Raw genomic sequence first — 13,991 nt, 5'->3', positions numbered from 1 at the left:
TTTTATTTAATTAAAGCGCTATAAGCTCTGAGACTTCTGAGAAAACCACCGCTCTGTTTTGCTCTTTTGTGTCTAAGATTCTCTCACAAAGCAGAGCAAGATTTTCATCTACATTTGGTACCAAAGAGCGAATATTTTGTAACTTCTCATTTTTAAGAGTGTTTGTAAATCTCTCATACGCCGAATATGCCTCTTGTTGTGAGAGCTTATAGTATAGCTTTCTGCCTATCTCAAAGAGCTCAAACTCCTCATTTTTTCCGCTGTTTACTTTTTCACTAAAACCCATCTCTATATCTATATCATGCGCTCTCAAATAAGCGCCTAGTTTCATTAAAAAGCCTATTGCAGAGGGTGTGTAGAGCTTTAGAACTCGCTCGTTAAATAGCTCAAAACTCTCATCTCTATTTTTTAATCTTTTATACTCAAGCATAAGAGTCTCTACATAAAACTTTGCATATTTAAGTGGAGCAGATTTTATAACGCTGTATCCCTCAAGCCCTTCGCTTGTTATTTTTCCGCCTAAGGATATGTGTACACCGCCCTCCATCTCGTTATCTATTTTTACTTTACACCCCTCAAATCCTATATCTCCAAGCCCGTGTAAACCGCATCCTTTTACGCATCCAGACCAGTACATTCTCACTCTTGCATCACTTAGCGGTACTGTTTGCTCAAGATACTCCGCCATATTTAGCGCATCGCTCTTGTTTTCTATAACTCCAAATGAGCAGTGCTGTGAACCTGCACAAGCGATTAGATGGTTTTTGTATGGCGAATCTACACTTCTATATTTTTGAAATATCTTCTCTTGTAGAAGTGAGTCATAATCTCTAACGCCAAATATATAAACACTCTGCTCTATGTCAAAACGGATTTCGCCATTTCCAAATTTCTCGCTTGAGTGTGCAACTTCTATCAAGTCGCTTCCGCTAAATATTCCAGCGGGAACAACCATATGAACTCCAAAAGTTCCATCACGCAACTGTACCTTTCCGTGGTCTGGGTCATTAAAATCAAGCTTTGTCATCGTCTCACCAGCAGTCGCAAAATCTATACCTGCGTTTTCTCTGATGGCACTGCTTATCTCTTGCATACCAACGGCATCAATTAAAAAAGAGAGTCTGTTTTTGTTTCTGTTGTCACGAAATCCAAATCTTGCGAAAATATCTGTTAGCGAATTGTATGCGCTCTTTACTTGGTTTGGAAGCACAAAAATATCTGCACTTTTTGCAACTTTGCCAACTTTTCCGCCAAGGTAGATGTTGTAACCATAGATACCATCTTTTTGAGCCAACACAAAACAGCAGTCATGGCTAAAGGCGTTACATCTGTTTGAGATTGAGCCTGTAATTGAAGTGTTAAACTTTCTTGGAAGAGCACTTATCCACTCATAATCATGTAAAAAAGTGCTCTCAAGCTCTTTTAGGAGTGAAAATGATGGCAGAACATTATCAAAACCTACACTATCAAGCGGGTCCGTTACTATGTTTCTAAAATTATCTACACCAGTCTGATAAGAACTTATTCCAACTGCTCTCATCTTTTCAAAAATCAGCGGTATATTTTCTATATCTATAAAGCGAAACTCTATCTGCGCTCTTGTAGTTATATCTATATAGTCCTCTCCAAAATCTTTTGCGATTTCGCCTAAAACTTTTGCTTGAGTAGCATTTAGATAGCCACCAGTTATACGGACTCGTATCATAAACTGTTTTGGTGTTTGTGAATCTTTATCATAGATTCCAAAACATTTTAAAAAGTAGCTCTTATCCTCATCTAAAATTGAGTCATAACCATTTTGCGCATAGTGCTCCAGCATCTCAAATGCCTCTTTTGGAGTTCTAAGCGCTTTTATCTCTTCTATCTTATTTACTTTTTTTGCTCTTGCGTCATAAGCTTTTTGTAACTCTTGCATTGTAACTCCGATCTCTATCGAATATAGTCACAATTTTAGCAGTTCCATAAAGCCTAATATACAATTAAGTGATTATTTTTTATACACCACTTCAATTTTTACCGCACTATGGTTGTAGTCTGGTTGCAGTGATTCAGGGTCTAGCAGGTCGTTTGTTAGGTAGTTAATATCGCTGTTGCTTATAGGGATAAACACGACTCCCTCTTTGATGTCAGAAGTAACAACTGCTTTAGTTGTAAGAGTACCTCTTATAGATGAAACCCTTAACTCATCGCCATCTCTTATATCAAATCTCATTGCGTCTTGTTGGTTTATCTCACAAAAATTAAGTGCTTTGTATTTCACTAAAGATGCCACATTTGCGGACTTTGTACCACTATGCCACTGATCTCTTGTTCTTCCAGTCAGAAGCAAAAACGGGTACTCCTCACTTGTCTGTTCACTTAGGTTTAGATTTTTAACAAAAAATAGGTTTCCTTTTTTAGACGGTGTTAAAAAATCTTTAATCTTCTCTCCCCATATAAAGGGCTTATTTGATAGTTCATCGTATGAAGCCTCACTAATATCCATATATGAGTTTAACTTCGTCATCTGTTGGTACTCTTCAAATATCTCTTTTGGATTTTTATAGTCAAACTCTTTTTTATATCCTAACTCTTGCGCTAAGAGCATAAAAATCTCCCAATCTGCTCTGATATCTTTAAAAGTTTTTCCAAGTTTTTGCTGTTTTGTAATTGTTCTATCGAGATTTGTCTGTGTTCCCTCTTTCTCGCCCCAAGGAGTTGATGGAAGCCTTATATGCGCAAACTGTGAAGTTTGAGAGTTATCGTACGCATTTATCTCAACAACCAACGGAATCTTTTTTATAAGAGCCTCATTTTTATTTCTGTTTGGGAGATGATAGATTGGGTCTGTGTGGCAGATGATAAGAACATCAAAATCCCCCTCCAACATCTGCGTTGCGCAGACTCCTGCTTTGTTGTGTATCTTTTTTGTATGCCAAAATTTTGATACTTTTTTAATACTCTCATCATCAAAACCAAGATGAACTCCAAGCATGGTTGAGAGTCCTCCGACTTCTCTTCCGCCCATTGCATTGGGCTGACCTGTAAGGCTAAGAGGTCCGTTTCCCTCTTTGAAAATCTTACCGCTAAGAAGGTGTGTGTTTATAAGCGAGAGGTTTTTATCTACCCCTTGAGCAGACTGGTTTATCCCCATCGTCCATGCTGTTATGATGTTTTGGCTCTCTTTGTAGAGAGAGAAAAACTCTTCAAACTGCTCATTTGTTAAACCGCAGCCATTAAGCATATCTTCACTTTTCAAAGACAAAAGCCCATCCCTTAGAGCTTCAAAGCCATTAAGTTTATTTTTTACAAACTCTTTGTCATAGAGCTCTTCTTCTATCAGCCTCTTTGATATGAGGTTAAAAAAATCTATATCTCCGCCAACTTTTATGGGCAGATAAATATCCGCACTCTTTGCACTCTCTGTAAATCTAGGGTCAACAACCACAACACGCAACCCATCTTTTTTGGCTTTTTTAATTTTGTTATGAAAGATAACATGAGACTCAGCGGTATTTGCTCCAGCTAAAATAAGCAGATTTGCACTAAAAATATCATCCATCCTAAGTGGAACAAAATCAGCACCGATACTCTTTTTATAACCAACAACAGCACTAGACATACATGTACGGCTGTTAGTATCTACGCTGTTTGTGCCGATAAACCCCTTGGAGAGTTTATTTGCTATATAGTAATCCTCACTTAGCAACTGCCCAGATAGATAAAACGCCACCCTCTCTTTTGGAGTACTTTTAATCTTTGAAGCAATAGTAGATATACACTCCTCATATGAAGAGTCCCTAAAATCATCATCAATACTTTTGCGAATAAGTGGGGATGTAAATCTAGAGTTAAGCCCCATACTATGGAGTTGCGAGATTCCTTTTAAACAAAGAGCACCTTTGTTTATCGGATACGATGAGTTTCCGCCAAGTTTATCACTCTCATACTCAACACCGCAACCTACACCGCAATAACCGCATACAGACTTAATCATAATCACTCCTCTTACACTTTCGTTAAAAAATTATAGGATAAATCATTTTGATTATATAAGGATTAGTGATTAATATTTGTGCAACCAAATATGATTATTTTTTAATCAACTATTTGAAACATTGGCTCTATTTTGTCACTATAATTTTCTTATCAAACATAGGAGGTTTATCATGGCAGGGTTTAGTGCATTAAGAGGACAAGGGCATTGGCCCACACTTTTAGCAGCATTTTTATATTTTGATTTTAGTTTTATGGTTTGGACAATGCTTGGGCCATTATCCACTGAGATAGCAGAATCTTTGGCAGTTGGCGGATTTTTAATCAGTGAGACGCAAAAGGCTACACTGCTCTCTATCCCAGTACTAGCTGGAGCTATTCTTCGTATAGTTTTAGGTTTTGGAGTTGATAAATTTGGTGCTAAAAAAACCGCTCTGTCTTCTCAATTTTTGGTTATCTTGGTTCTGTTCTATGCTTACTTTAAAGGTAGCAGCATAACTTATGAGGAGCTTTTAGTTGTTGCTCTTGGTCTTGGTTTTGCTGGAGCATCTTTTGCGGTAGCTCTTCCACAAGCTGGGCAGTGGTATCCACCAAAACTTCAAGGAGTTGTTTTGGGAATAGCTGGAGCTGGAAATATCGGAGTTGTAATCGACTTCCTGTTTGCACCTAAGATTGCTCAAATCTGGGGCTGGGAGAGTGTGTTTTTAGTAGGCGCTGTTTTGTCTACTATCATCTTTATAACATATATCTTTATGGCAAAAGATGCTCCGAGTGAGGTTTATACACCGCGTCCAAAGAAATTGCGTGACTATGGCAAATTATTAAAAGATAGAGACACATGGTGGTTTAACCTGTTTTATGCGGTAAGTTTTGGCGGATTTGTTGGCTTTGCTGGATATATGAAAGTTTATCTGATGAACACTTATCAAGCCGATATGAGCGCATTTGGACTAGATATTTTAAACGAGCAAAATGTTAAAGTAACAGCTGGTTATTTTGGGGCTCTTTGTATCTTTGCAGGAGCTATTTTACGCCCAGTTGGCGGGGCAATTGCAGATAGATTTGGCGGTGTAAAATCACTATACTTCTTTTTTGGCTCTGTTCTTGCTTTTGCACTTCTAAACGCTTTTATGGTTCTTCCTTTTGGATTTGCGATTTTGGTTCTGTTTCTTATCATGGCTAGTCTTGGAATGGCAAACGGTGCTGTTTTTCAGCTTGTACCGCAGAGATTTGGTAAAGATATAGGCATCATGACAGGGCTAGTTGGCGCTGCTGGTGGACTTGGAGGAACTTTTATCATTAATGCTTTTGGATGGAGTAAAGAGGTCTTTGGTGGCTACAATGAGGGGTTCATGATATTTGCACTTATAGTTCTTGTAGCACTTATTGGTATCAGTTTAGTAAAAACAAGATGGAGAACAACATGGGGCGTAAATGCAGGTGGTAGAATCTAATGCAAGAGATTAAACACTCTGCATTTGGTCTTGCTAAGGGAAGAGATTTAACGAGTGATGATTTTTATGCCATAAACTCAAACGCGCAAACAACTATCGCCATCATATGTGATGGCGTTGGGAGTGCTGAAGCTGGTGGCAGAGCAGCACAAAGAGTAGCGAGTTACTTATCCAACAACTTTAAAATACGCCCAAAAGCTTGGAGTATAGAAAAATCCATACAAACTTTCATAACTTCCATAAATGTAATTTTATATCAAGAGAGCCTTGAGAACTACGAGAGAAGCGAACTTCTCACAACTCTAGGACTTGTTGTAATAGAAGGCGATAGACTATATGGAGCAAATGTTGGCGACAGTAGAGTCTATCTACACAGAGACGGTATTTTAAAGCAGTTGTCATACGATCACATTGAACAAGAAAAAAGCCACATTCTAACTCAAGCCATAGGTGCACAAGATAGTGTTGAGCCATTTTACTTTGAAAATATCTTAGAACAAAATGATAAGATACTTCTTTGCAGTGATGGGCTATACAATACTCTCTCGTATGAGTACATGCAGAAAAACTTGCATCTTGGAGCCCACTCTTTGGTAAAAGAGGCGAGTTATTTAACAAGTGACAACTTAGCAGATGACACAACAGCTCTCGTCATAGAGATAGTAAAAAAGAGTGAATTTAGCACTCTAAAGATGCAAAAAGTGAGTATCGCACAAAATCTTCAAGCTAAAGATATCATAGACGGATACACACTTGAGCGCTCACTAAACGAAAACACTTGGGAAGCTTACAAAAAAACAAAAAGATATATACTAAAATTTGCACCAGAAGTTGCACTCGAAGACGAGAAGATACTAGACCTTTTTATCAAAGAGGCTTGGAATGCAAAGAGATTAAAAGCTCCGTTTTTTCCAAAAGCAGTTATCCCAAAAAACAGAACTCACAGATACTATGTTATGCAAAAAATCGAGGGGCAAAATCTTCACGAGATGCTACTTATACAACCTCTCAAAGTAGATGATGCGCTAAAACTTTGTGGCTTATTACTCAACATGTCTGCTTATCTTTTAAAATACGATCTAGTCCACGGCGACATAAAACCTCACAACATAATGCTCCTAACAAATGGGCAAAATGTTGAGTTTAAGATAATCGACTTTGGTTTGACAACTGAGATTTTTTCTACAAACTCTAAAGCTGGAACACCAAGTTTTTTATCTCCTGAGAGATTTTTAAGTGAGGCGATAAGTGAATCTAGCGAAATTTTCTCTATCGGCGTTACTCTCTACTACGCTCTTACTAAAAAGTATCCTTATGGAGAGATAGAGCCCTTTCAAACGCCCTCTTTTAAAGAGGCGAAAAAACCAAGTTTTTACAATCAGAACATACCGCACTGGCTTGATAGCATCATCTTACGCTCCATCGCACTTGATAAAGAACAGAGATACGCGCACTACTCTGAGATGGCATATGAGTTAAAAAATCCTCAAAAAGTAGCACCATATTTTTCAAAAAATATCTCTCTTATCAAACAGCATGAAGTTTTCTTCTACAAACTCGCTTTCATAACCATGACAATCATAAATATAGCCCTGCTTATCTGGATAAATTCAAAGTAAAACAACTCAGTTTTAAAAGAATTTATCTATTTTTTAAATAAAAATATTCTTATCTGCAATTTTTACATTCAATAATATGATTAAATTTTATACAAATTATTGGTGCTAAAAATAATATTTCTTGCTAAAGTTTTGCTGTTAATTTTTTAATTAAGAAAAACTTAATAACAAAAGGAGAAAAGATGACAGATTCTGTTGATGTATTGCAGATGTTAAAACTTGTATATACACTATACACAGTAGCAGTAATCTCGCTTATGGGGTGGTTTGCTCTTGGTGTAGCAAATCCAAAAGGGAAACCGCGATTGGTAAAAGCACCTACATTTTACACTTATGTAGGTGTTCTAATTACAGTCGGTGTTGCAATTCACATTGTAACATTTAACAAAATTCCATGGGTTGAGATTGATTTTAAAAGGGATTCAATACAACCCGCACAAGTGGTAAATATAGCAATAGAAAAACATGAGTTTATTCTGCCAAGCCCTAAAATAGAGCTACAGTGTAACGAGTACATTTTATTTGATGTAGTCTCAAAAGATTTGACATACGGTTTTGGAATCTTTAGACAAAACAACTCTATGGTTACTCAGATGCAGGTACTTCCTAGTAGCAGAAACGACTTAATGTGGAAGTTTCATAAAAACGGACTCTATCATTTAAGATCAACTGAGTACTCAGGTCCAAAAGGTGCGCACATGTACGTAAAAGATGTTTTTGAAGTCTCAGGATGCGACGAAGATGATAAACATTCACAAAAAGGGGGCAACTAATGAGTTTTTTAAACACTTTGATAAATGGTAACGAGGGAGGCTTAAAAACTGATGGTTTAACGCCCACACAAAAAGTTACTCTAAGAGCGGTAATAGTAGGGATTCTCTACTATGGTTTATCTGCGCTTGAGGGTATGATGATGAGAGCACATGCTATCTCCCCTCTGCCTATGCTTGATGATTCTCACTACTTCTCTGTTATGACTGTTCATCCGATTGTTGGGATATTTGGCTCAACTTACTTGGTCGTATTTGGCGCGTTTACGTTTCTTGTACCCTATCTGATGAAAAAACCGTTATATAGCATCAAACTGGCAAACGCTACATGGATGCTCATTGCAGTTGGTGTTCTTATGTCTTGGCTTGGAGGGTTTATCTTTCACTACGCTCCGCTTTATACGCTTTACTGGCCTCTTCCTGTTGATTTTTCTCAGTTTAATGCAGTTGGCGGTCTTGTTTTTATACTTGGTATTGCGCTTATTATGATAGGAACTTTAGGTTTTATCTACAATATCTTTGCAACTGTTTTTTACACTGAAGAGGGGCATGAAAAACGACCGATGAAACCGCTTATTATCTCTGGACTTGGGATTGATGGGATGTTAAATATCATCTATAAACTAAGCGGTCGTGAGCCATACTCAAAAGAACCAGCGGTTTCACTGCCTGTTGTAGCTATTTTTCGCGGAACGATAGACACTTTTTAGATGCGCTTGTGATTCTTACATGTGGAGTTCTGATTTTAGTATATATCGTAGGAGATTTATCGGGTGCTACCATGGATTATACATCCGTAAATGCGCTACTTTATAAAAACTTTTTCTGGTGGGGACTTGACCTCATCGCTGATGGTTTGGTGCTTATTTATATAGCAGGTTCTTGGTATCTTTTGGCGATGCTTATCACAGGCAAAAAACTCTTTATGCAAAACATAGCAAGAGCTGCACTTTTGCTTGAACTGATTGTCTCTTGGGCTGTTTGGTCTCACCATCTCTTAGCAGATCAGGGACAAAACAACATGATGAAACTCATCAGCGGCGAAATGGTTACGGCGTTCGAGCTTGTAACTCAAGGTATAGCCATCTTTATCACACTTGTTACGCTTTGGAGTGCTAAACCACTTAAGATGACAAATGAACTAAAGTTTTTACTGGGCGGGATTTTAGGCTTTATGTTAGCTGTTCCCGCTGGAATCATTCAAGCAGATATGGGATTAAACAGAATCCTGCATAACACGCAGTGGGTAGCGGGTCCGCACTTTCACGTAGCCCTTCTCGTAGGGCTTACGATGACTCTTTACAGTGCTGTTTATATACTCTGGCCAACCCTTACAAACGGCGTAAAACTTTATAGTCAAAAAATGGCTAACTACCACTTTTGGGCGCATTTAGTAGGCGGAATCGGTATGGGTGCATTTATGGGTATGGCTGCGATGGATGGCGCTCTTAGAAGAACGCTCTATTTTGATGGCGAATACCAGACATATATGATATTAGCAGGTATTTGTGGGCTTTTGCTTCTGTCTGCATGGGTTGTATTTTTATTAAACATCCTAATGAGCGTTGGCGTAAAAGGGCTTATAGGCGTATTTACAAAATCAAAACTAACTACAAAAGCTTTGGTACCCGAAGCGTAAAGGCTACCTTATGGTAAACATAGAAAAAGTATCACTTCAAATTTTAGATGACGCTCTATACAACACACTTCTCTTTGAAATCAAAGAGAAGTTATCAAACCAAAACATAACTCCACAGATAGTTAAAGAGATGCTAAAGAGCTCTCCTTGGCTCTTAGATGAGTACAAAGAGATAAATGCTCAAAGTGAGCAATCAAGCATACATGTAAAATTTCTTCAAATATCAAAAGATGACATGCCAGAGGTAGCCAAAGCAAAAGAGCAGATAAACAACAGCGTTCAAACTTTAAAAAATCTTGAAAATTTTGAGAGAGACTCTAAAGGTAGCGCTTACCCCATTTGGATAGGAAGCGTAGGAGTTATTACTATATTTATGGCGCACAACATCATAGCTCTTTTTAGCGAACTATACACCACTCACGACAAGGGTGTCTATCTATTTTTTGCATCTCTGCTTGGTATAACTTATCTTGCGTATATCAAGATAAAGAACAATCACGACAGACAACATAAGATATTTACCACTACATACACAAAAACTCAAGAGATGATAAACGATGCTCTACAAAAGAGCTACTTTTTATATGATGATATATACAAGTGAGGATTCCTAAACTAATCCAACTCTCTTTTTGCGCCAGTTTTTATATGAGTCGCATATAGCGTGAGCCCTGTAAAAGCCAAACCTCCGATGAGATTTCCAAGAACTGTTGGAATCTCATTCCAGATAATATAATCAGCTACCGTGAAATCTCCACCCATTATCATAGAGAATGGGAACAAAAACATATTTACAACCGAGTGCTCAAAACCCATAAAGAAAAAGAGCATGATTGGCATCCACATAGCTATTGCTTTTCCGCTTACATTTGTAGAAATCATAGCGCCAACAACTCCCATTGAAACCATCCAGTTACAAAGCATCCCGCGGATGAAAATCGTAAACCAGCCAGAGATTCCATGCTCTTTATAGCCAAGCGTTCTTGACTCTCCTATGCTTCCTATCTTCTCGCCAACCACTCCAGCATCTATCGAATAGCCATAAGTTAAGATAAAGGAAATCATAAAAGCTACTAGAATCGCCCCTGCAAAATTACCTAAAAACACTAATCCCCAGTTACGAAGAACCTGCTTTATTGTCACACCTTTTCTCTTATCAAGCAGTGCAAGAGGAACTAGCACAAAAACTCCTGTTAAGAGGTCAAACCCCATAAGATAGAGCATTATAAACCCAACAGGAAATAGCATAGCGCCTACAAGAGCTGAGCCACTCTGCATGGTTACTGTTATAGCAAAAGCAGCGGAGAGAGCTAAAATAGCTCCTGCCATAAAGGCTCTGATTATCGTATCTTTGGTGGACATATAAACTTTTGACTCACCAGCATCAATCATTTTTGTAACAAATTCGGTAGGAACCAGATAAGACACGATAAACCTCGTTATATTTAAAATTTTACTTTAGAGATTTATATCGTAAAAAACTTAGATTTGCTTATCACAAAATAACTTTGCATCATATAGAACTACTTGATTTCGTCCATCTTCCTTTGCCTTATATAGGGCTCTATCTGCGCATCTATATATCTCTCTTGTACTATTTATTTTGTCTTGTTCTATTACTATAATTCCCATTGATATTGTCAAGTAGTCATTTGTTTTACTGTTTTTGTGTTCAATTTTCTCATTTTCTATATTTTCTCTTATACTTTGAGCTAAGTGAAGTGCTTCTGACTTGCTTACTCCCGAACATAAAATTCCAAACTCTTCTCCACCAAGCCTAAAAGCCATATCAGATGCTCTTTTTAAAGAAGTTTGTACAATCTTTGCAACTGTTTTTATAGCCACATCACCCGCTTGATGCCCGTATGTATCATTGTACTCTTTAAAGTAATCTATATCTAAGATGATAAATATCGGCACTTGATTCATTCTTTGATTGATTTTTAAATAGTTATCAAACATATCATCAAAATATCTGCGATTATAGAGTGATGTCATCCCATCAGTGATAGTTAGTTCCTCTATCTTATCGATATAATCTCTATTTTTTAGATAAAAAATTCTGTTTATTACAATGATGAACATAACAGATAAAAAACCAAAAATTACACTATATACTAGATTTTCTCTACTATTTTCAAGCCTTGTTTCAAGCCTTTGTCTTAATATGTGTAGATTCAAATCATACAAAGATATAATCGACTCTATATTATCTGTTATTCGTTTATAAATCCAATTTGGGTCGACTTCTGCCCCACTTCTTTTTAGTAGCTCATCTTTTACAAAATCTACTATAACTTTTTGAGCACTCTTCATATCTTCATAACTTTTTTTCAAATCCCTGTCATGTTCTGGGTCTTCAAGTAAAAAGAGATTAAAATCTAGCTTTTGTACTCTATTATCTATCCTATCCAACTGCACAGCCATTCTCTTTCTTTGAACATCTGTTAAACTGTTTTTAGTTGTATTTACAGCTATTCCTCTGATTTGAGAGTTGTTCTCTACTAGCTCAACAAAAAGAAAGATAACATTATTTATTAAAACATATATATCCAAATCTGACTCTAAAATAAGACTGCAGTGATAAGAGATGCGACTTGAGTATGCTATAAATTGTTTAACTATCTGTGTTAGTTCATCAAAACTAAGCGTTTCTAACTTAGTCTCTTTTACAAATCCTATAAAACTCAAAAACTCCTTTTTTAAGACAGCATTGCTATTTATATTTGATAATTTCTTCTCCAAAGAATCCATACTGAGTACAATATCTTTTTTCATTAACTCAAGCCTGTTTAAAGAAGCACTGTTTGGGTTTTCTATGGAGGTTAAACCTCTAATTTTTTGAATACTCAAAACACTTTTTTGTATCTCTTCTATGATTGTCAAGCCATACTGTTCATGCATAGTAAACTCTATATCGTTTTGTATATTTCTGAAAATAAGAGAGAAAATAATTATTATCCCGATGATAGGAACAGCGGTAATAAGCAAGAAAAAATTAAAACTATTTGCTTTTTTATCTTTATATAACTTTTGCATATATTACTACTTCCTCGAATTATTTGATAAAATTATCACAATATAAAAGAACATCTTTATAATATTACAATTTTTTTATCTTAAAAGCACAAATATCACCCTCTTTCGCATAAACATGCTAACCATTTGTAAAGAAGCTTTTACTATAATACAAATCTAAATTTTTAAAAAGAGAGTCCATGAGCTGGTTAAATTTTTTTGAGACAAAAGATGAGTTAAAACATACATTTGGAAGAGGCATAAACGCAAATGTCTCAAAAGATGAAGAGAAACTGTTTAACAAATCTTACGAAGCTTTTGAATCAAAAGAGATACTCTTGGCCTATGAGTATTTTTTAAACTCTCTTATAAACTACACAAATGGCATCTCAAATGAGAACGTAATCATAAAAAAAGAAGATGACTCTCTTTGTTTTGAGATATACCAAGGAAGTGCGGTAATAAGAGGCAAAGCTACAAAAGAGAGCCTTAATGCAGAAGCAATCCTTTGTAAAAAATCATCTGCACACGTAGCTCTAAAACGCCTTATTTTAGAGCGTAACTACCAATTTACCTATGTTTATTATTTTAGTGATGATGAGTATATAAAACTAAAACTATCTCTTGACAATACCACAATGAGCCCTCAAAAAGTATTTTTTCCACTGAGAGAAATTGCACTAAACGCTGACTTTGACAAAGAGCACATAAAGAGCGAATTTTTAGATATATCCATAGAAGACATCTCTCATATAAAACCCATAAATGAGGATGAACTCTCTTTAAAATATGAGTTTATGCATAAGTGGATCGATGAGATAAACACAAAGATACTCTCTCTTCCTTCAAATGACAATGCAGCGATGGAGTCATTTATATTTTTGTATCTTATTTTTAAAATTGACTACATGCTAGTTCCAAAGTACACTATTTTCAAAAAATCTACTAAAAAAATTCAAGAGTACTTTAGTGATGAAAATCTAACAGTTGAAGCAAAAAATGATGAGCTAAGAGAGTATATCGGTGAGCTAAAAGAGATGAGTTTAAATGAGTTTAGAGAAAATTTTTATGAGGCTAAATATACTTTCAACCCAACAGACAAAGCAGCAAACGAGGAGATTGAAACCTTTATAACAGAATCTCTCTCTAAGATAAGATGGTATAAAAACAACAGATATAACCAAATCATCCCAACAATGTACAAATATATAGCGATGTATATTCTCTACAACTATGGTCTGCAAAGTGTTACAAAAGATCTTCTTCATACTTTAGTAGAGATTCAAAATCCAAGCTATTTTAAGGCACTGGGATACACACCTCTATATAACGAAGAGACTCAACTCTTTGCAAAAAGAGCTATCATCTCAAAAATCGAAACTATTATAGCACCATATCAAAGCCGTTTTAAAATGCTTGAACCATTTGGAGACAAGCTGAACTTCTCATCACTAAACGAGCTAAACAACAGCTTTTATCTACAACTAAAAAATCTCAATTATGAGGAGATATAACC

At 36.3% G+C, this 13,991-nt stretch carries 11 protein-coding genes; 7 read left to right on the top strand and 4 right to left on the bottom strand.

The genetic code is table 11. The features are described 5' to 3' along the window. Positions 1–10: 10 nt before the first annotated feature. Positions 11–1,915: a ferredoxin-like domain-containing protein gene (locus tag AC6H33_RS03560; protein ID WP_497605590.1), complete on the bottom strand. Its 1,905-nt coding sequence runs from the start codon at positions 1,913–1,915 to the stop codon at positions 11–13. A 72-nt stretch (positions 1,916–1,987) separates the two neighbouring features. Beyond that, positions 1,988–3,976, bottom strand: coding sequence for a molybdopterin oxidoreductase family protein (locus AC6H33_RS03555; RefSeq protein WP_497605589.1), 1,989 nt, complete (start codon positions 3,974–3,976; stop codon positions 1,988–1,990). A gap of 172 nt (positions 3,977–4,148) precedes the next feature. On the opposite strand from AC6H33_RS03555, the gene AC6H33_RS03550 reads away from it, so the two are divergent. The 6 genes from AC6H33_RS03550 (at position 4,149) to AC6H33_RS03525 (ending at position 10,061) form a co-directional block, all read left to right on the top strand. Then, a complete protein-coding gene (locus AC6H33_RS03550; RefSeq protein WP_497605588.1) occupies positions 4,149–5,429 on the top strand; it encodes an MFS transporter in 1,281 nt (426 codons plus the stop codon). Further along, entirely contained in the window at positions 5,429–7,048 is a 1,620-nt protein-coding gene (locus AC6H33_RS03545; RefSeq protein ID WP_497605587.1) for a bifunctional protein-serine/threonine kinase/phosphatase, read from the top strand. The genes AC6H33_RS03550 and AC6H33_RS03545 overlap by 1 nt, the downstream gene beginning before the upstream one ends. A gap of 182 nt (positions 7,049–7,230) precedes the next feature. Continuing rightward, entirely contained in the window at positions 7,231–7,821 is a 591-nt protein-coding gene (locus AC6H33_RS03540) for a cupredoxin domain-containing protein (RefSeq protein WP_497605586.1), read from the top strand. After that, entirely contained in the window at positions 7,821–8,528 is a 708-nt protein-coding gene (locus AC6H33_RS03535; protein WP_497605585.1) for a cbb3-type cytochrome c oxidase subunit I, read from the top strand. Before AC6H33_RS03540 ends, AC6H33_RS03535 begins: the two co-directional genes overlap by 1 nt. Before the next feature lie 71 nt (positions 8,529–8,599). Next, positions 8,600–9,457, top strand: a complete 858-nt coding sequence (locus AC6H33_RS03530) for a cbb3-type cytochrome c oxidase subunit I (RefSeq protein WP_497605584.1) — start codon at positions 8,600–8,602, stop codon at positions 9,455–9,457. Between the two features lie 10 nt (positions 9,458–9,467). Further along, a complete protein-coding gene (locus tag AC6H33_RS03525) occupies positions 9,468–10,061 on the top strand; it encodes a hypothetical protein (RefSeq protein WP_497605583.1) in 594 nt (197 codons plus the stop codon). Positions 10,062–10,072: 11 nt separating this feature from the next. Here AC6H33_RS03525 and AC6H33_RS03520 read toward each other — a convergent pair whose 3' ends face one another. Both AC6H33_RS03520 and AC6H33_RS03515 read right to left on the bottom strand, forming a co-directional pair. After that, positions 10,073–10,885, bottom strand: coding sequence for a formate/nitrite transporter family protein (locus AC6H33_RS03520; RefSeq protein WP_497605582.1), 813 nt, complete (start codon positions 10,883–10,885; stop codon positions 10,073–10,075). A 54-nt stretch (positions 10,886–10,939) separates the two neighbouring features. After that, complete coding sequence (locus AC6H33_RS03515; RefSeq protein ID WP_497605581.1) at positions 10,940–12,496, bottom strand: GGDEF domain-containing protein; 1,557 nt, start codon at positions 12,494–12,496, stop codon at positions 10,940–10,942. Positions 12,497–12,675: 179 nt separating this feature from the next. On the opposite strand from AC6H33_RS03515, the gene AC6H33_RS03510 reads away from it, so the two are divergent. Next, positions 12,676–13,989 (top strand): hypothetical protein, encoded by a 1,314-nt coding sequence (locus AC6H33_RS03510; RefSeq protein WP_497605580.1) that lies wholly within the window; start codon positions 12,676–12,678, stop codon positions 13,987–13,989. Positions 13,990–13,991 lie beyond the last annotated feature (2 nt).

It is taken from the genome of Sulfurimonas limnophila, assembly GCF_059705345.1.
Note: the sequence above shows the minus strand (reverse complement) of the source record. Positions and strands in the feature narration are given on the sequence as shown.